Annotated in this window: 13 protein-coding genes; 11 read left to right on the top strand and 2 right to left on the bottom strand. The window is 61.2% G+C overall.

Annotation, left to right across the window (positions count from 1 at the left end; translation table 11 throughout):
- Positions 1–388: 388 nt before the first annotated feature.
- From EII23_RS04890 to dnaK, 4 genes are all read left to right on the top strand, one after another.
- Positions 389–1,405, top strand: a complete 1,017-nt coding sequence (locus EII23_RS04890; RefSeq protein ID WP_124792272.1) for a TRAP transporter substrate-binding protein — start codon at positions 389–391, stop codon at positions 1,403–1,405.
- Positions 1,406–1,551: 146 nt separating this feature from the next.
- A complete protein-coding gene (locus EII23_RS04885; protein WP_124792271.1) occupies positions 1,552–3,474 on the top strand; it encodes a TRAP transporter large permease subunit in 1,923 nt (640 codons plus the stop codon).
- A 51-nt stretch (positions 3,475–3,525) separates the two neighbouring features.
- Complete coding sequence (locus tag EII23_RS04880; protein ID WP_124792270.1) at positions 3,526–3,954, top strand: heme-binding protein; 429 nt, start codon at positions 3,526–3,528, stop codon at positions 3,952–3,954.
- Between the two features lie 268 nt (positions 3,955–4,222).
- On the top strand, positions 4,223–6,127 hold the full coding sequence (gene dnaK / locus EII23_RS04875) for a molecular chaperone DnaK (RefSeq protein WP_124792269.1): 1,905 nt from the start codon (positions 4,223–4,225) through the stop codon (positions 6,125–6,127).
- An 83-nt stretch (positions 6,128–6,210) separates the two neighbouring features.
- Here dnaK and EII23_RS04870 read toward each other — a convergent pair whose 3' ends face one another.
- Entirely contained in the window at positions 6,211–9,324 is a 3,114-nt protein-coding gene (locus EII23_RS04870; RefSeq protein ID WP_124792268.1) for a sigma-54-dependent Fis family transcriptional regulator, read from the bottom strand.
- Positions 9,325–9,619: 295 nt separating this feature from the next.
- Between EII23_RS04870 and EII23_RS04865 the strand changes: the two genes are divergently transcribed.
- From EII23_RS04865 to gatA, 5 genes are all read left to right on the top strand, one after another.
- Positions 9,620–11,230, top strand: a complete 1,611-nt coding sequence (locus tag EII23_RS04865; RefSeq protein ID WP_124792267.1) for an amidohydrolase — start codon at positions 9,620–9,622, stop codon at positions 11,228–11,230.
- 67 nt (positions 11,231–11,297) lie between these two features.
- Positions 11,298–12,725 carry a sodium:solute symporter gene (locus tag EII23_RS04860; RefSeq protein ID WP_124792266.1) on the top strand — a complete coding sequence of 476 codons (1,428 nt, stop codon included), beginning with the start codon at positions 11,298–11,300 and terminating at the stop codon, positions 12,723–12,725.
- Between the two features lie 240 nt (positions 12,726–12,965).
- On the top strand, positions 12,966–14,342 hold the full coding sequence (locus EII23_RS04855) for a hypothetical protein (RefSeq protein WP_124792265.1): 1,377 nt from the start codon (positions 12,966–12,968) through the stop codon (positions 14,340–14,342).
- Positions 14,343–14,361: 19 nt separating this feature from the next.
- Positions 14,362–14,658, top strand: a complete 297-nt coding sequence (gene gatC, locus EII23_RS04850) for an Asp-tRNA(Asn)/Glu-tRNA(Gln) amidotransferase subunit GatC (RefSeq protein ID WP_124792264.1) — start codon at positions 14,362–14,364, stop codon at positions 14,656–14,658.
- Between the two features lie 87 nt (positions 14,659–14,745).
- Positions 14,746–16,218 (top strand): Asp-tRNA(Asn)/Glu-tRNA(Gln) amidotransferase subunit GatA, encoded by a 1,473-nt coding sequence (gene gatA, locus EII23_RS04845; RefSeq protein ID WP_124792321.1) that lies wholly within the window; start codon positions 14,746–14,748, stop codon positions 16,216–16,218.
- 61 nt (positions 16,219–16,279) lie between these two features.
- Here the strand turns inward: gatA and EII23_RS04840 are convergent, their stop codons facing one another.
- Positions 16,280–17,074 (bottom strand): ATP-binding protein, encoded by a 795-nt coding sequence (locus EII23_RS04840; protein ID WP_124792263.1) that lies wholly within the window; start codon positions 17,072–17,074, stop codon positions 16,280–16,282.
- A gap of 201 nt (positions 17,075–17,275) precedes the next feature.
- Between EII23_RS04840 and rpoZ the strand changes: the two genes are divergently transcribed.
- Positions 17,276–17,515: a DNA-directed RNA polymerase subunit omega gene (rpoZ, locus tag EII23_RS04835; RefSeq protein ID WP_124792262.1), complete on the top strand. Its 240-nt coding sequence runs from the start codon at positions 17,276–17,278 to the stop codon at positions 17,513–17,515.
- A gap of 264 nt (positions 17,516–17,779) precedes the next feature.
- Positions 17,780–18,886, top strand: coding sequence for a molecular chaperone DnaJ (gene dnaJ / locus EII23_RS04830; RefSeq protein ID WP_124792261.1), 1,107 nt, complete (start codon positions 17,780–17,782; stop codon positions 18,884–18,886).
- The last annotated feature ends 94 nt before the right edge of the window (positions 18,887–18,980 follow it).

Genomic DNA, 18,980 nt, shown 5'->3' with positions numbered 1-18,980 from the left:
GGCACGTTTGTCACACCTTCCTGCATTTTGCGCGTTCCCGTTTCCCAAACGATAGCACGCTGACACCACACTGCGCCACTCCTTTCTTTTTCTTAAAATTCAGCAAGATATGAACATACCTCTTTGGGGTATGCGGACAGTGCGGCTAGGCGCAAGGAGGATTTCTGACATTTTTTGCACAGTACCCCCCTGAACGATTGCATCTTCGCGCGCTTTTGTGCTCCATCAAAGGTACAGAGAAAAACCGGCCCGCCGTTGCAGCAAACCGCGGCCACTGTTTTTCTGGCAGCCGCCCCGTGAGGCGGACAAAAACCATCCGGAACACAGCAAAAAAGCATGCGGACTGGCGAAGCTTGCTGCAACGCCAACAAACATAATGGAGGGTACCATGAACAGGATGCTTTCTCTCGCCGCAGGTTTTGCGGTGGCACTGTCCCTGTTTGCCGGGGCGGGCCATGCGGCCGACTACAACGGCCCCAAAATCAAATTCCGGGTGGCCCACACCACGCCTCCCGGCAACCACATCACACTGGCTTTTGAGAAATTCAAGGACCTTGTGGAAGAAAAAAGCGGTGGAAAAATCAAGGTTCAGGTCTTTCCCAACGCCATTCTGGGCAGTGATCGTGTACTCATGGAAGGAGCCCAGAAAGGCAGCCTGGAGATGGCCGTAAGCTCCACCCCCAACATGGCCAATTTCTCTCCCCTGTATCAGGTTTTTGACCTGCCCTACATCACCAGCCCCAAAAACCAGGAAAAGCTGTACCAGGCCATGGATACGGGCAAACTGGCGGACTACTTCAAAAAAGTCGCCAACGGCATCGGTCTTGAACCCGTCATGTATGCCGAATATGGCTACAGGAACTTTGTGACCATCAACCGCCCCGTGGCAGGGGTGGGGGATCTGGCTGGTCTGAAAATACGCACCACGGACTCTCCGGTGGAAGTGGAGGTAGCCAAAATCCTGAAAATGAACCCCACGCCCGTGGCCTGGGGCGAAACCTACACAGCCCTGCAGCAGGGCACAGTGGACGGAGAAGGCAACACCTTTCCTCACATGTACGGCGCCAAGCACCACGAAGTCCTGAAATACGCCGTGACCTCGGCCCACAACTACGGCATGCAGGTCATGATGGCCAACAAGGCATGGTGGGACAAACTGCCTCCCGAAGCGCAGAAGGTTGTGCGTGAAGCCGCGGCAGAAGCCCTGGCCTACCAACGCTCCACACTCTACCCCAAAAACGAGGCCGAAGCCCGTGAAGGATTCGTCAAGGCGGGCATCACAATTGTGGACCTGACCGACGAACAGTTGGACGAATTCCGCAAAGCCACCAGGCCCGTCTGGGACAAGTTCCTGGACAAGTTCCCGCCGGAACTGGTGGAAATGCTGCTCGAAACCCAGAAATAAGATTCCCGGCAGCCGGGTCCGGGATACCGGATCCGGCTTTTTTTCGCGCCGCTGCCAATGGTCGGTATTTGCTCCGGCGCCGTTTGCGGGCGACACGGCCGCAGTGACCTTGCCGCCCTTGTTTGCCGACCCCCACGGAGCGCTCCATGACCTCACCCCTCCGCAAGTTTCTGCGCCTGCTCGATGCGAATATGGAAAAACCATTCCTGGTCGCAGGAATGCTCCTGATGATCGTGATCATTACCTATCAGACCGTCTACCGGTATTCCATCACGGAACTGCTGGCCCTGCTGGAAGCTCCCGGCTTCCGCGCCTGGCTGGGAGCGTTCTTGCCCGTGGACGCCATCCGGGAAACCGTTTCCGGATATACCGGCCTTTCTGTCTGGTCGGAAGAAGCCGCCCGCTATGTCTTCATCTGGGTTTCCTATCTGGCCATCCCGCTGGCCATCCGCCAGCGCGCCAACATCCGGGTGGACATCATTCATGACCGGCTGCCGCCGCGCATGCAGGCCGTAAGCTGGATTGTGGTGGACCTCTGCCTCCTGACCCTGTGTATCTTTGTTTTTGTGGAGGGTGTGGAGCACATCAGCATGCAGCTTGCCATGCCCCAGATGACGGCGGCCCTGCGCATCCCCTACGCCATTCCCTACATGATCCTGCCGCTGGCTTTCGGGCTCATGACGCTGCGCGCCCTGGAGGATTTGGTGACGCAGGTGCGGGGCGTGCCATGGCAAGACTCCCTGGCAGGAGCGGCCTTTACCGCCCTGCTTTTCGCACCGGTCCTGCTGTGGGACGACCTGAATGCCATTGCGCTGCTTTTCGGATATTTTGTGGTTCTTTTGCTGCTCGGCGTTCCCATTGCCTTTTCTCTGGGCATTTCGGCCCTGATGACCGTGGTGGGCGCGGAGACTCTGCCCGCGAGCTACCTTGCCAGCGTGGCTTTTACCGCCATCGACAATTTCCCCATCATGGCCATCCCCTTCTTTATTGCCGCCGGGATATTCATGGGCGCTGGCGGCCTTTCCCGAAGGCTGCTGGCCCTGGCCGATGAACTGGTGGGCGGTCTGGCGGGCGGCATGGCTCTGGCCAGCATCGCCACATGCATGTTCTTCGCGGCCATCAGCGGCTCCGGCCCGGCCACGGTGGCCGCCATCGGCACGCTGACCATCCCGGCCATGGTGGAGCGCGGATACAACAAGCTTTTTGCCGCGGCGGTCGTGGCCGCGGCCGGGGCCATCGGCGTGATGATTCCGCCGAGCAATCCCTTCGTGGTATACGGCGTGGCCGGGCAGGCCTCGGTGGGCAAGCTCTTTCTGGCGGGCATCACGCCCGGTATTCTTACCGGTCTGGCATTGATGGCCACAGCCTACGTTATCGCCCGCAAGCACGGATGGCGCGGAGAATCCCGCCCCCGCAGCCTCAAAACCCTGGGGCACGCCGTGTGGGAAGCCAAATGGGCGCTGCTGGTACCGGTCATTGTTCTGGGTGGCATCTACGGCGGCCTGATGACCCCCACCGAAGCGGCGGCCATTGCCGCCATGTACGGTCTGCTGGTGGGCCTTTTTGTCTATCGTGAGCTTTCCCCCGCTTCGCTCTGGAAATGCTGCGTGGATTCCGCCCAAACTTCGGCGGTCATCATCATGCTCATGGCCATGGCCACCATTTTCGGCAACGTCATGACCCTGGAACAGGTGCCCGAGCGCATCGCGGCAGCCATTCTGGACCTGACCAGCAGCAAGATCGCCATTCTGCTGCTGATCAACCTGCTGCTGCTCTGGGTAGGAACATTCATGGAGGCCTTGGCGGCCATCGTGATCCTCACCCCCATCCTGCTGCCCCTGGTGACCAAGGTGGGTGTGGATCCCATCCATTTTGGCGTGATCATGGTCGTCAATCTGGCCATCGGCTTTGTGACGCCGCCAGTAGGCGTGAACCTTTTTGTGGCCTGCGGCATCACCAAGCAGAAAATCGAACTGGTTTCGCGCGCGGCGGTTCCCTTTCTTCTGACCATGCTGGGCGTGCTGGCGCTGGTGACGTACTGGCCGCAGTTGTCGCTCTTTCTTCTCTGATGCTGTCCGGGGCGGCATGCCCGGCAGACAACGCTTTCAGGGAGAGGCATCATGCCCGATCCGCTGCACCATACGCGCATCATGGCGGCAGTTGCCGCCCTGATCGCGGAGACACAAAACGATGGCCGCCCTCCCCTGTGCATTGCCGTCTGCGACGCGGCGGGGGATCTTTTGCACTACACGCGCACGGCAGGAGCCGCGCGGCGCGGCACAGCCATCGCCAAAGCCAAGGCCCATACGGCAGCACTTCTGGAAACGCCGACCAGCGCCCTGCATGCCCGGCTGGAGCGCGAACGCCTGACCCTGGCGGATTTTTGTGATGCAGGACTGACCAGCCTGGCTGGCGGCGTACCCCTGACCCTGAACAGCCGCACGCTGGGCGGTGTGGGCATCAGTGGCCGCAGGCCGGACGAGGACGAGCTTCTGGCCAGCCGCCTGGCGGCCGCGCTGCTGCGGGAAAATACACACACTCCTGCGTGAACACTCCCGTGTTTTGTGGCTCATTGCCTGCGGTGAGCCACAAAACCTTTTGCCCTGAAAGTTCTCTCCTCCCTGCGGGCGCACATCCCGAAGCCATGCCCAGAGCGGCCTTTTTCCTCCTGCCGGAGTTTTTTTTGCGGCGCGCTCTGGACGCGCGCCAAGAAAGACTTACTTATGGGGCACGTACGAACACAGACTCCGTGTTCCGGCCGCCGCACACATGCAGAGAGGCCGCACGCACAAGACATTTTCCGAGGAGGATTCAGATATGGGCAAGATTATCGGCATCGACCTGGGCACGACCAATTCCTGCGTCTATGTCATGGAAGGCAAGGACCCCAAGTGCATCACCAATCCCGAGGGCGGGCGCACCACTCCCTCTGTGGTCGCCTTTACCGACAAGGAGCGGCTGGTGGGCGACATTGCCCGCCGTCAGGCCGTGACCAACCCCAAGCGCACCATCTTCGCCATCAAGCGCCTCATGGGCCGCAAGTTTGACAGCCCCGAGGTGGATCGCTGGAAGACCCATTCTCCCTATGCCATTGTCAAGGCCGCCAATGATGACGCCGGGGTGGAGGCCGACGGCCGCACCTACAGTGCGCCGGAAATCTCGGCCATGATCCTGGCCAAGCTCAAGGCCGATGCAGAGGCTTATCTGGGAGAAACCGTGAGCGAAGCGGTCATCACTGTCCCGGCCTACTTCAACGATGCGCAACGGCAGGCCACCAAGGATGCCGGGCGCATCGCCGGTCTGGACGTCAAGCGCATCATCAACGAGCCGACGGCCGCCTCTCTGGCCTACGGGGCCGACAAAAAGGCCAATGAAAAAATTGCGGTCTTCGACCTGGGCGGCGGCACCTTTGACATATCCATCCTTGAAGTGGGCGACAGCGTTGTGGAAGTGCGCGCCACCACGGGCGACACCTTCCTTGGCGGCGAAGACTTTGACCAGCGCGTCATCAACTATCTGGTGGAAGAGTTCAAAAAAGAAAACGGCATTGACCTTTCCAAAGACAGCATGGCCCTGCAGCGCCTGAAAGAAGCCGCCGAAAAGGCCAAGAAAGACCTTTCCACCGCCACGGAAACAGAGGTCAACCTGCCCTTCATCACCGCGGACCAGAACGGCCCCAAGCACATGCTGATCAAAATCAGCCGCGCCAAGCTGGAATCCTTGGTCAGCGATCTTGTGGACCGCACCATTGAGCCCTGCAAGAAAGCCCTTGCGGACGCAGGCATGACCGCAGCCCAGATCGACGAAGTGCTTCTGGTGGGCGGCATGACCCGCATGCCCTTGGTGCAGCAGGTGGTGGGCAATTTCTTCGGCAAGGAACCCAACCGCTCCGTCAACCCCGATGAGGTGGTGGCCATGGGTGCCGCCATTCAGGGCGGCATCCTTTCCGGCGATGTGAAGGACGTTCTGCTGCTGGACGTGACGCCCCTTTCTCTGGGCATCGAAACCATGGGCGGCGTGTTCACCCGGCTTATCGAGCGCAATACCACCATCCCCACGCGCAAGAGCCAGGTTTTCACCACAGCCGCGGACAATCAGCCCTCGGTGTCCATCCACGTCCTGCAGGGCGAGCGTCCCATGGCCAACGACAACATGACTCTGGCCCGCTTCGACCTCACGGGCATTCCCCCCGCTCCGCGCGGAGTGCCGCAGATCGAAGTTTCCTTTGATATTGACGCCAACGGCATTGTCAACGTTTCTGCCAAGGATATGGGAACCGGCAAGGAGCAGTCCATCAAGATCACGGCTTCTTCGGGCCTCTCCGAGAGCGACATCGAACGCCTGGTGCGTGAAGCCGAAGCCCATGCCAGCGACGACAAGAAGAAACAGGAGCTTATCGAGGCGCGCAACCATGCCGACAGTCTGATCTACGGCACGGAAAAATCCCTGGCCGACCTGGGAGACAAGGCCGATGCCGCCCTGAAGAGCGACATTGAAGGCAAAATCGCCCAAGTGCGTTCGGTCATGGAAGGCGAGGACGCCGCAGCCATCAAGGCCGCTGCCGATGATCTGGCCAAGGCCTCGCACAAGCTGGCGGAGCAACTCTACCAGCAGCAGACCCAGCAGGCCGGGGGACAGCCCGGAAGCGATGCCGGGCAGCCCCAGGGTGGAAACGCCGCCGACGATGTGGTGGATGCCGACTTCACCGAAGTGAAGAAATAAGACAGCGCCGACTCCGCAGGTTCTGCCCGCAATCCGGCAACAAACAGCATGCGCAAAAGCCCGGCTCCCGTGAGCCGGGCTTTTCAGCTTGACGACAAACCCTGCTTGGCGGAGCTTGCGCCGTCCAGGCCACAGGCAATCCCGTGTCTGCGCAACTTGGCGTACAGCGTGGGAACCTTCATGCGCAGCAGTTCCGCCGCACCGCCTGGCCCCCGTACCCGCCCGCCGGACAAACGCATGGCCTTGCGCAAATGGAGCACTTCCACTTCTTCCAGAGTGGGCAGAGTCTCCGGAAACCCCTCTCCCGGAGAAGAAAGGAAATTTTTTTCGGTGGCATCATCGCTGAACCCGAAAAGCAGGCGCAGCCCGCCGCCCCTGTGCAGGATCACGGCCCGCTCGATGAGGCTGCGCAGTTCGCGCACATTTCCCGGCCAGTCGTATGCCAGCAACTGTTCGGCATGCGCGCTGCCCAACGGCTCAATGTGTTTGCCGTAGCGCTGGGCAAAATGACTGACAAAGGCATTGGCCAGCGGCAGGATGTCCTGGGGGCGCTGGCGCAATGGCGGCAAATGCAGCGGCACCACGGCAATGCGGTACAGAAGGTCCTGCCGGAATCGCTGCTCACGCGCCTCCTGCCACAAATCGCGATTGGTGGCAGATATGAGCCGGAAACGCGAGCGTATTTCGCTGGTACCGCCCACGCGCATAAAACGCTGTTCTTGCAGAACACGCAAAAGCTTGGTTTGCACCAAGGGCGACATTTCCCCGATTTCGTCGATAAAAAGCGTCCCCTGATCCGCTATTTCGAGCAGGCCGGTCTTCTGCCTGAGCGCCCCGGTAAACGCTCCCCGCTCGTGCCCAAAAAATTCGCTCTCGAAAAGATTCTCCACCATGCTGGCCGGATGCACCGGAATGAACGGCCCCTGCCGCCCGCTGGTCATGTGAATATGCCGGGCCACGACCTCCTTGCCCACGCCGGTTTCCCCATAGAGCAGAATGGGCACGTCCGTGACAGCGGCACTGGATGCCTGAACCAGCAGATCGTGCAGCCCTTCGCGCAATACCAGGCAATCGTTTCTGCCTTCGCCCAAAAAAATCTTGCGCAACCTGTCATGCTGTGAGGCGACTTCGCGCTCCCTGCATTTTTGCAACCGCAACACCGAACGCAGTTCCGCAGCCAGCAGCCGCGCACCCGCCCACAGATCTTCTTCGGAAAAATCAACGGACGACAATCCCGCATAAGGACTGTCCATCCACAAATACCAGCCATCTTCCTCCGTTTCTCCCAGGCAGAGCACAAAACCGTGTCGATCATGCCGGGATGCCGCACGGCGGCCGTTGTCGCCCGCGAAGGCGGCCAGCCAGTCCAGACAAGGACGCATGGCGGCAGACTCCAAGTCCGGATCAGAGATGTTGATCGTGTGCGCAAAACGCACGCCCTTCCCACGGGAACAAAACAGCCCGCCCCGCTCCTGCCGGAAGGCGTCCATGGCAGACCGTACAAAGAGATGCAGAGCTTCCTCGTGGGAGTCGGGCATGCGCAGCCCGCTGAAAATGGCATGGCAGCGTTCTCCCACGTCCTTTCCCACCGTCCGGCCCCTGGAAAAAACGTCCTCGAACAGATCAAAAACGGCCGGACGCGCGTTCATGCATATCCGGCAGGCATCGTAATAGCTGCTGCCGTGCAGATCCTGCCCTGCGGCGTCCCGTACCATGGTACGCATGGTTTGAGCTTCTTCACGGCAGCCGTTGCTCCAGAGTGCCTCGGCGAGAGTGTGGAGCGTCAGGGTCAGGGCATGGGGATCCCCCAATCCGCGAAGAACCTTCAGGCTTTTGCGCAACAGGGGCACAGCCTCCTGCGGCGGCGCGCCGCCCTCCAGCATCTGCCGGGCCAGAACACGCAGGGCCGTGCCCTGCAAATGCCGGTTGGCTCCCTGCAAAAGCCCCTGCATCAGCGGCTCGGGCTCGTAACAGGGAATATCCGGATATCCCTCGCTCGAAAAGACGTGGAGCATGTCCAGAACCAGCGGGTCCTTGAACTTTACGGGTTTGTGCCCCCTTGCCAGCAGCAGACGGGTTTGCCGGTCAAGAAGAGCGTGCGCGCCACGCGCGTCACCTTCCATGAAGAGCAGCAGGGCATGGGCGCGGGTCACATGGGAATGCACGATGGCGTGCTCCGTATAGAGGGGCGACTGCTCCAGGGAGCGCACCGCGGCATGCATGCCCTGCCTGTCGCCCTTGCGCAGCAGAAGAAAGCAGGAATTGCTCCGGAACATGGCTGCGGTGAGGTCGTCTCCTGCCAAAACGGCCTTGCGATGAAAATATTCCACACTGCCCAGGGCAAAATGGAACTGGTGCAGATATCCCGCACTGAACAGGGCGCAAACGCCCAGGGTGTCGTACAGTCGGCGGCAGCACCAGACCATGTCTTCGGAACAGCGGTTGAAGCAGGCAATGATTTTTTTGGGATCGCCGCGCATATAGGCCAGTTGCCCTTCCAGAAGGGGCAAAAAACCGCCGGACTCCAGATCCAGAGAATCTTTGGCCGTGTTCAGGAAACTTTCCATCCTGTCAGCCAGACGGCTCGAATTGTCCCCCACAAAAACATACAGATACAAACGGGAAAGAAAAAGCAGAGCCGTGAAACGCTCGTTGCCGCTTTTGCGCGCCATGCGGAAAGCGCGGGCAGTGAGGCGCAATATTCTGCGCAACAGGGCCGGAGAAGTGAGCGAAAATCCTTGCAGGGCAAAAAGAACGTGCAGAAATTCTCCGTCCAGAGCGGCAGGGTCATCGGCATGGCGCGCGCACCAGCGCATGAGAACCGCCACCATTACTTCCAGCAGAGGCGTCAGATGCACATCGGCGCACCTCCGAACCTGATCGCTGCGCAGTATTTCCGCGCACTGCCGCGGCCCCGCCTTTTCCCGCAACCGCACAAGAGCATACGCCCGATGCCCCGGCGGCAAAAGCTCCCCCCTCCGGAAAGAGCGGACAAATTCTCCGGTTGCCGGACCAGCGCGCCACAGGCGGGGCACACCGGCAGCGCATTCCGCCAGGCGCAGACTCTCCAACGCGGCCCGCTCCGTATCGTCAGGCGGTACATCCTCGCCCGAAAGCCAGCATAGCTCGTCCGTATTCAGCGGACGGACGGCAAGATGCAAAGCCAAAACCCGGGCTGCCTGACGGGGTGACAGCATGCGCACTCCTCCGGCTACGTCTGAAAGGTTGTTATATAAAATCATGAACATGACAAAAAATAAAGACAGTTTATGAATAAAATTTTCTACAAAACACACCCTGTCATCTCATTCTCAAGAGATAACATTTTGTATTTATTGTAAAAATATTTTTATTCCTTCTGGCATTCCTCTTGCTTTTTTTCGTCCAGACAAACATGCCGCCGCAAAAGTTCCGGCTTTCACGGCAGAAGCACAACGAACAGGGCCGGAGGAGCGGCACATTTCCGGCCACATTTCGGGCAAGAGGGCTCCCATGAAATGTTGTGAAAAAACACTGTACCGCAACGGATGCATTGTCACCCTTGACGCTACGGACAACCGCGCTGAAGCCGTTCTGACCGCAGGGGATCGCATTGAGGCCGTGGGGACGGCGGAAGAACTGCGCCGCTTGGGCGGATCGCGCCTGAAGGAAGTCAACCTGGACGGCGCTGTCGTGTATCCGGGATTCATTGACACCCACAGTCACCCGGATCTGCTCGCCTCCTGGGCTGCCCACGCCTACTGCGGCGGAGCCGGTGATCTGGCCTCAACCCTGGGTATTCTGCAACGGCACAGCCGGGGACACGACCAACCCATTCCCACAGGCTACGGTTTCGACGACATGGGCATTGCCGAAAAACGCGGCCCCACACGGGAAGAAATGGACGCGCTTTTCCCCGACAGGCCAGTCCTGCTCCTGCACATCTCCATACACGCGGCCTACATCAACAGCCACATGTACCGCCTGATGGGCATTTCCCCGGACGCGCCTTCCGATAATCCGGACGTGGTGTGCGAAAACGGTCGTCCCAACGGGCTGATCACCGAAACCCTGGTTCTGACCGCGCTGGGGCATCTGCCGCCTGTGACCCTTGCAGGGCTGAAGCGGGATTTGGGCACAGCGGTGGAGCAGTACAATGCCCAAGGCTTTACGGCCTGCATTGGCGGCGGCGCGGGACTTGGCGGTCTTTCGCCCTGGCTGGTGTACACCGCATTGGCAGAATTGGAAAATGAAGGCCGCCTGCACATGCACGCACACATGCCCGTGCATGCCGCCTGCTTTGACGAGGTTTTCGCCACGGGCCTCCTGTCCGGCCCGGGTTCACCGCTGCTGCGCTTTCATGGCATGAAGCTGCTTGTGGACGGATCCATCCAGGCTTTCACCGCAGCGGTGCCCGCAGGCTACCATAGCCGCCCCCAAACAAAACCCGCCCCCATCATCCCCCAGAAAGAACTGGACGACCTGGTCTTCAAGGCGCACAGCGCAGGCCAGCAGGCTATCTTGCACGGCAATGGGGATGGGGCCATCACATCCATCATCCGCGCGGTGGAAAAGGCGCAGGCCCGCTGCCCCCGCAAAAATCCACGCCATCTGCTCATCCATTGCCAGATGGCCTCGGACGAACAACTGGAACGCATGAAAGCCGCGGGGCTGTGGCCCTCCTTCTTTGCCCTGCATGTCTGGAACTGGGGCGACCGCCATCGCGAAATTTTTCTCGGTCCCACGCGCGCCGCGCGCATTGACCCCTGTGGCAGCGCCGTGCGTCTGGGCCTGCCCTTCTCTCTGCATGCCGACACTCCGGTGCTGCCGCAGATGACCATGCAATCCATCCATACGGCCGTAAACCGCATCACCAGCGCAGGACTCCCTCTGGGACCGGAGCAGCGCGTGAGCGCGCTGGATGCCCTGCGCGCCTATACCACCCATGCGGCGGCCATGTGTTTTGAGGAAAAACGCCGGGGCAGCATCGAACCCGGCAAACTGGCCGATTTCACCCTGCTGGACGCCGACCCGCGCGCCGTGCCCGCAGAAGACATCAACCGGATCCACATCGTTTCCACCGTCAGCATGGGGCGCCCTGTCTGGGGCGCGCTGAAGCCCTGAACAATTTCCGGGCTCCGCCTGCGCGAAAGGCTGAAATCCGGAAGAGACAAGGCACAAGGAGGATCTCATGGGCTGGTATCTCGGCTATTTTATCGTCTACTTTCTGATCATGTTCGGCATCGGCGTTTACTACTTCCTGAAAGTGAAAAACGCTGACGACTATCTTATCGGCGGCTGGAACATGGGATTCTGGCCCATTGTGGGCACGGTCATCAGCACATGGTGCGGGGCCTCAGTCTTCATCGGCACTGTGGGGCTGGGATTCCAGGTGGGCGCTTCGGGCTATATCCGCTTCAGCCTGGCCAGCGTCTTCTTTTCCCTGGTTCTGATTCTGGCCTTCGGGCGCGCCCTGCGCCGCCAGCGCCTCTATACGCTGGCCGATCTCTTCGGACAACGTTTCGGAGCACGGGTGGGCATCATCCCCTCCCTGCTCTCGGCCATCGTGTACGCCATTCCCACCACAGCCATGCAGTACCTGGCCATGTCCACCATATGGACGGCCTGCTTCGGCATGGACGTCAGCTCCGCACTGCTCCTTTCGGCAGTGCTGGTGCTCGGTTTCACCATACTGGGCGGCTTGCCCGGCACCATCATTACCGATGCCCTGCAGGCTGTGCTGATCATCGCGGGCATCATCATCCTGGCCGCGGCTTCCGTAAATCTGGCTGGCGGCATGGGTTCGCTGCTGGCCGCCACCCCGCCGGAGTTCCTTTCTCCTTCCGGCCCCTACGGAGCAAGGGAAGTGGCCATGTTTTTCCTTTCAGTGGGGCCCTTTTATCTTGTCTGGCAGTCTTCCTGGCAGCGCATCTTTGCTGCCGAGTCCGAAAAAGTTTCCCTGCGGGCCAATACTCTGGGCGTACTGGTCTGCGCAGGAGTTTTTGTCTGCCCCATCATCATCGGTCTGGCAGCCAGGCAATTTCTGCCCCCGGACACCAACCCCGACCTGATCTTCTCCACAGTAACGCGCACCCTGCTGCCCCCCTATGTGGGCGGGCTCATTTACTGCGCCCTTCTGGCCGCTCTGGTGACCGGAGCCGATTCCTTCATTCTTCAGGGTTCTTCCAACCTGACTCATGACTTCTACCGCCAGCTTGTCAATCCCGCAGCCACCAACAAGCAGCTCATGCTGGTTTCTCGCCTCACAGTGGCTCTGGTGGCTCTGGCCGCGCTGTGGGTGGCCTTCAATTTCACGGGCATTATCGCCATCTACCAGTGGGCACTGCGCCTGACGGCCACCACCATCGTGCTGCCCTTCCTGGGCACCATGCTTTGGCGCCGTCTGACCCGCGCCGGTGTGATGGCCGGAATGCTGGGCGGGCTTGTGTCCACGCTCCTCTGGCCGTATCTGGGCATAAACTTTGACCAGACCCTGTTCGGATTCATCTTCTGTGCCTTGGGAATGTTCGGAGTGAGCCTGCTTACCCGTCATCACCCCGACGAACATGTGGCCGCAGTACTGTGGGAAGATTTGCCCACGGCAAGCAACCAACGCTGAAGTCTGGAAGCCAAGCCATTGCGTCTTTTGGGGTGGAGACGGCAGCGCACCCTGCTACCGAAGCTGCCGTCTCCCCAAAACAGGAGCCAAAGGCATGCCCGGCAAGGCATGAGGCGGGCGGCAACTGTCACGCTCCGGCACAAGTTCTTGCCTCCGCGCCTGCGCTGTACTACAAAAGGTCTGGTTCGCGAGAGCCGGACCTTTTTGCCGCCCCGCGGGAGTCCAACCGGAAGGAGAGCCATGACACGCCACCGTTATGCCAGAGTGTTCGCGTTGCTTGCCCTGTCGGCGCTCGCTCTTTGCCTGACAGCTTGCACCCTGCCCTTTCTGGGCAAGCGCCCGCCCTCCACCCCGGCCACCGGCAGCCAAGGTCCCTGTGTGGTTCTGGCCCTGCCCGCTTCCGGATCCTACGCGGCCATTGCCGCCAAAATTCGCAACGGCGCTGATCTGGCGCAGAAAGAACTGGCCTCCGCGGGGCTTGCCCTGCGTCTGGAAGTCGTCAATACCGAAGCCCCCGACTGGCTGCAACGCCTTGACGCTCTGCCCGCCGCCTGCACGCTGGTGGGCGGGCCGCTGCAAACCCGCAACTATGCCCAGGCCCACAAGGCCGGGGCTCTGGAAAAACGGGTCTTTTTCAGCTTCACCCCGTCTCTGGAGCCCGGCGACGAAGGCGTACGAGCCTGGCGCTTTTTCCCCAGCCCGCAGGACCAGATTGATACGCTGGTCGCTTTTGTGACAGACAGCCTGAACATCCGCTCTTTCGGCGCATTCTCCCCCAACGACGCCTATGCCGCGCGCATGACGGGCCGTCTGGAGCAGAGCCTGGCAGCCCGCAACCTGCTGTTGCAGAAAGCCACTTACAACAAGGCCGATCCCACCTCCTGGAGCGACGCCGTGGCCCCCCTCATTGACGCGCAGACTCCCGCCGGCGCCATCAGTCCCATACCGCAGACGCGCTTTGAGGCCCTGTTTCTGCCAGACTCCTGGAAAAACATGGACATGCTGACCACAAGCCTGCTCTACCACGGCGAAGACCGCCTTGTCTTGATGGGCACAACCCTCTGGGAGCAAGGGCTTGCGGGCAAGCAGATTCCCAATGCGCAAAAGTATGCCCTGACGATCTTTCCCGGGGCGTGGAAGCAGGCGCAGGCCCCCCGCGCCCTGCAAACGCCCGGAGCGGATTTCTGGACGGCCCTGGGCTTTGATTTTGCCCGCTTCGGCGCAGTGATGGGCCTCACCTTCCGTCCCGATCCGCACCAGGTCACGGCTGCGGCCCGACGCGCCGCAAACCAGGCGTGGGCCATGGCACCCATCACTTGGGATACTGCGGGCGTTGCCCACCAGAAACTCTTTGTTTTCGGCGTATCTCCGCAGGGCATGACGCCTGTGGACGCAGCGACCCTGCGGCAGGTTCGCGCCCAGATACTGCAGCAGGCTGCTCTGCGCATGCAGGGCCAACCTCCGGTGGACGCCGGGGGCAATCCCCTGGTTGCTCCCGAAGGCGGAGCGGAAGCCCCGGCCGTCGGCCAGATGCCCCTGAACCAGTCCGCAGGCGCGCCCATCATGGGCAACAGGCCCAGACCCTCATACAAGCTCAGCCTGCCCCCGGCACGCTGACGGCCGAAAAAGGACAGTCATGCCCGCAAAAAAGAATGTGACGCATCAGGATGTAGCGCACATGGCCGAGCTTTCGCGCCTGCACGCCAGCCCGGAAGAACAAACCCTTTTTGCCCGCCAGTTCGGCGATATCCTGGCCTATATGGACGTGCTGGAAAGCGTGAACACCGAAGGCGTGGAACCTCTGTACAGCCCGGCCCTGCATACGGGTTTTCTGCGTGATGACGTGCCGCACCGCACCCGCACCCGCGAAGAAGTGCTGGGCACAGCGCCGGAAACCGACGGTGAATATTTTCTCGTCCCCCGCATTGTCTGAAGCCCGGCCTGCTGCCCGCCATCCCGCTTTCTCCGCAACGGCATGCGGAAAAAACTGTGCGCCCGTACCGCGCATCCGGAAAAGACCATGACCGATATTTGCTCCCTCTCGCTGACCAAGGTAGCCCAAGCCCTGCAAAACAGGAAACTGAGCGCCGTTGAGGTGACCGAGGCATGCCTGCGGCGCATTGAGGGCACGGAGCCGCATGTGGCGGCCCTTGTTGCCGTGGACGGAGAAAACGCTCTGGCCACGGCTGCGGCTCTGGACAGGCAGGGGCCGGACAGCACGCGCCCCCTGTGGGGAGTGCCCGTCACCGTCAAGGACGCCCTGTGCACCAGGGGGCTTGCCACCGGTGCGGCCTCGCGCATTCTTGAAGGCTATGTGCCCTGCTACGATGCCTTTGCCGTGCAAAAGCTGCGCGATGCCGGAGCCGTTCTGCTGGGCAAGGCCAACATGGATGAGTTTGCCATGGGCTCCACCACGGAGAATTCCGCCGTCAAGACAACCCGCAATCCCCGCGACACGCGCAAGGTTCCCGGTGGGTCCAGCGGCGGCTCCGCAGCCTCGGTAACCGCCGGGCAGTGCTTTGCATCTCTGGGCACGGATACCGGCGGCTCCATCCGCCAGCCCGCAGCCTTTTGCGGCTGCGTGGGGCTCAAACCCACATACGGGCGCGTGTCCCGTTACGGGGTCATCGCCTACGGCTCGTCTCTGGATCAGGTCGGCCCCCTGACCCGCAGTGTGGAAGACTGCGCGCGCGTACTCAATGTCATCGCCGGGCATGATCCCCGCGATTCCACCAGCGATCCCCGGCCAGCGGAAGACTATGCCGCGCAACTGGCGAAAAAATCCCTTCAGGGCGTGCGTCTGGGGCTGCCCAGAGAATTTTACGGCGAAGGCCTTTCAGACGAAGTCCGCGCGGCCTGCAACAATGCTGTGGATGTGGCCCGCGATCTGGGAGCCACTCTGGTGGAGGTTGACCTGCCACATACCCGAGCGGCTATTGCCACCTACTACATCATCGCCATGGCCGAAGCCAGCTCCAATCTGGCGCGCTATGACGGGGTGCGTTACGGACGCCGCGCGGCCCGCGTTGCGGATCTGGAGGACCTTTATGTGCGTTCGCGCACCGAAGGACTGGGACCGGAGGTCAAGCGCCGCATCATGCTGGGAGCCTATGTGCTGTCGTCGGGCTATTATGACGCCTACTACCGCAAGGCCGCACAGGTACGCCGCATTATCCGTGACGAATGCCTGGCGGCCCTCACGGACTGCGATGCCCTTCTGGCGCCGGTATCGCCGGTGACAGCCTGGGATGCGGGCAGCCTCGGCGCGGATCCTCTCCAACTCTACCTCATGGACGCTTATACCCTGTCCCTGAATCTGGCGGGGCTGCCCGGACTCTCCCTGCCGGCCAATCCCGGCTCTGCCAACCAGATGCCTGTCGGTGTGCAGCTTGTTGGCAAACCCTTTGCCGAAGCGGATCTGCTCTGCTTCGGGCATGCTCTGGAGGCTGCCCTGCCCGCACAAATCTGGCCCGAACCCTGCGCCCGGGCGTAACCCGCAGCGCAAGCCGCGTCCGCCCTGTCCGCAGGGGAAAAGAGCCTTGGGCCGGATGCCCCTACTCCGGGTCTTGGGCCTTTGTCTGCGGGCTGTGGGGAAATTCCCAGGCGTCGGCAGGACTGCTTTTTTCCAACTGCCAGCGCGCCAGGGCATTGAAAATGCTGCGGCGGGAGTCACCGGCCACAGAGTACAGGGCTTCCAGTGTCCCGGCCATGGCACTGCGGGCCGTTGCCCCCGCTGAAGGGCAACTGTTGGCCCAGACAGGCAGGCCCCACTGCTTGGCGGCCTTGAGAATATGCTTTTTTTCCACCAGCAGCAGGGGGCGGATCAGACGCAACCCTCCCCCGAAGAAAGCTTCGTTCATGCCCATGCCGCTGACCCGGCCGTTGCGGCAGAGATTGAGAAAAAAGGTCTGCACCAGATCCTCGGCATTGTGCCCCAACGCCAGATGGGTGAGCCTGTAGCGTGCGCACAACTCAAAAAGGCGCTTGCGGCGCAGCCAGGAGCAGCGAAAACAGGCGGAGCGGCGCAAGTTTTGTGCGGAATGCGCCTCGGGGCCGTGAGAGGTCACTTCCACATGCGCGGCAATGCCTTCGCCCGCCAGCCAGGGCAAAAGGGCGGCATGACTGTGCGCGTCAAAGCCGGGATTGAGGTGCAGGGCCATGAGTTCAAAACGAAAAGGAACAATGCCCTGTCGGATCTTCAGGGTCTTGAGCAGAACAAAGCTGTCCACCCCGCCGGAAACAGCCACCCCCACGCGGCAGCCGGGCCAGAGCATGGCGGTTTTCTGCATCGCCTTTCCGCTGGTTTTGACGCAATGCTCCTGGGAAAAAGACCGTTTTTCTCTGCTCATGAAAACCCGCGTGACAGCATGCCGTATGGTGGCCGGGCATTCCCGGAAAACGTCGCTCTTGACAGAGGCAATGACGCCCTATATCATCAGCGTTTCGACAGGTAAAGTCCGTCCAGCAAGGACATGCGCCCGACCCTTTACAAACGGCCGGGCGGTATTATTTCTCACCAAGACCGCAGCGGCGGCGCAACCGGAGGCAGCATGGCCCGGATCACCGTGGAAGATTGCCAGAGGCGTGTGGACAACCGTTTTTTGCTGGTGCAGATGGCCATCAAACGTGTGCGCCAGTACCGTCAGGGCTATGAGCCTCTGGTGGCATCCCGCAACAAGGAGGCCGTGACAGCCCTGCGTGAAATCGCGGCGGGCAAGGTCATGCCTGACGATGAAGCCCTCTACACCGTTTTGCCGGAAGACCATACCGTCCCTGCGGATGAAGACTAGCGCCCCATTTCATGAGAAATCATGAAATGACTTCCAGACCGGAATATCCGCGAAGCGCCATACCCTTGTTACGGCATTCCGGCAAAAGATGCGTTTTTTGCCGGAATGCGTTTTCCGTGGCTGTGGCGTCACAACAGCAGTAACTCCGCCCTGACGCCCGCAAAACACCCGCCGACCCCTTGTGAGCAAGAACTGTCCCGGACGGGGCACAGACGGGCAGACAGCCCCCGCAGGGCATGAAGCCGGACAGCAACCGGAGCCGAAATGGAGCTGGACTATTACGAAGTGCTCGGCGTGCATCGCAATGCCGACGAAAGCGAAATCAAGACGGCCTATCGCAAACTGGCCATGAAATACCACCCTGACCGCAATCCCGGCAATGCCGAGGCGGAGCAGAAATTCAAGGAAGCCGCCGAGGCATACGACGTTCTGCGCGATGCGGACAAACGCGCCCGCTATGACCGCTTCGGCCATGCAGGCCTGGGCGGAGGAGCGGGCGGCTTTGGCAGCACCGAGGACATTTTCTCCCACTTCAGCGATATTTTTGGCGATCTGTTCGGTTTTTCCTCTGCCGGGCGCGCTTCACGCGCCATGGCCGGAGCCGATCTGCGCTACAATCTGACCATCAGTTTTTCCCAGGCGGCTGCGGGCGACGAAATCACCCTTTCCCTGCCCAAGCACATCACCTGCCCCGATTGCAAGGGCAGCGGCGCTGCGGCGGGAAGCTCGGTGGAAACCTGCCGCCAGTGCCAGGGGCATGGTCAGGTGCGCCGCACCCAGGGCTTTTTTCAGATCGCCATGCCCTGCACTGCCTGTCAGGGTACGGGCCGCATCATCACCAAGCCCTGCCCCCGCTGCAAGGGAGAAGGCATTGTGGCCGACACCCGCGAACTGGTGGTGCGCATTCCCGCCGGTGTGGACACGGGAACCCGCCTGCGCGTGCGCGGTGAGGGCGAGCCCGGCACACACGGCGGCCCCCCCGGAGATCTCTATGTGGTCTTGAGCGTGGAGCAGGACAAGCGCTGGCAGCGCCAGGGCCAGGATCTGCTCTGCCGTCAGGAAATCAGCTTTGTGCAGGCAGCCCTCGGCCACCGCGTGGAAGTGCCCGGCCTGAACGGCCCCCTGCCGCTGGAAATTCCCAGAGGAACCCAGAGCGGCTCCCTGTTGCGCATGCCCGGCGAGGGGCTGCCCTATCCGGGGCGCGCCACGCGCGGCGATCTGCTGGTGGAGGTGCGGGTGCTCACGCCGGTGCGCCTTTCGGAAAAGCAGGAGGAAATCCTGCGCCAGTTCGAAGCCGCAGCCGAAAAAAGCCCCTTGGAAAAAGTCAAGAAGGCCGCGAAAAAAATCGGCAAGGCCATGGGCATCGACTAGATAGTGTCGTCAAACTATGAATAGTATGATAACACCTCTTCCTGCATGACAGGAGAAGCTATGCGCGCACATCGACGACACGATATTTGTGACA

The organism is Desulfovibrio sp. OH1186_COT-070, assembly GCF_003860215.1.
GTDB lineage: Bacteria > Desulfobacterota > Desulfovibrionia > Desulfovibrionales > Desulfovibrionaceae > Desulfovibrio.
This window is presented reverse-complemented; position numbering and strand designations above follow the sequence as displayed.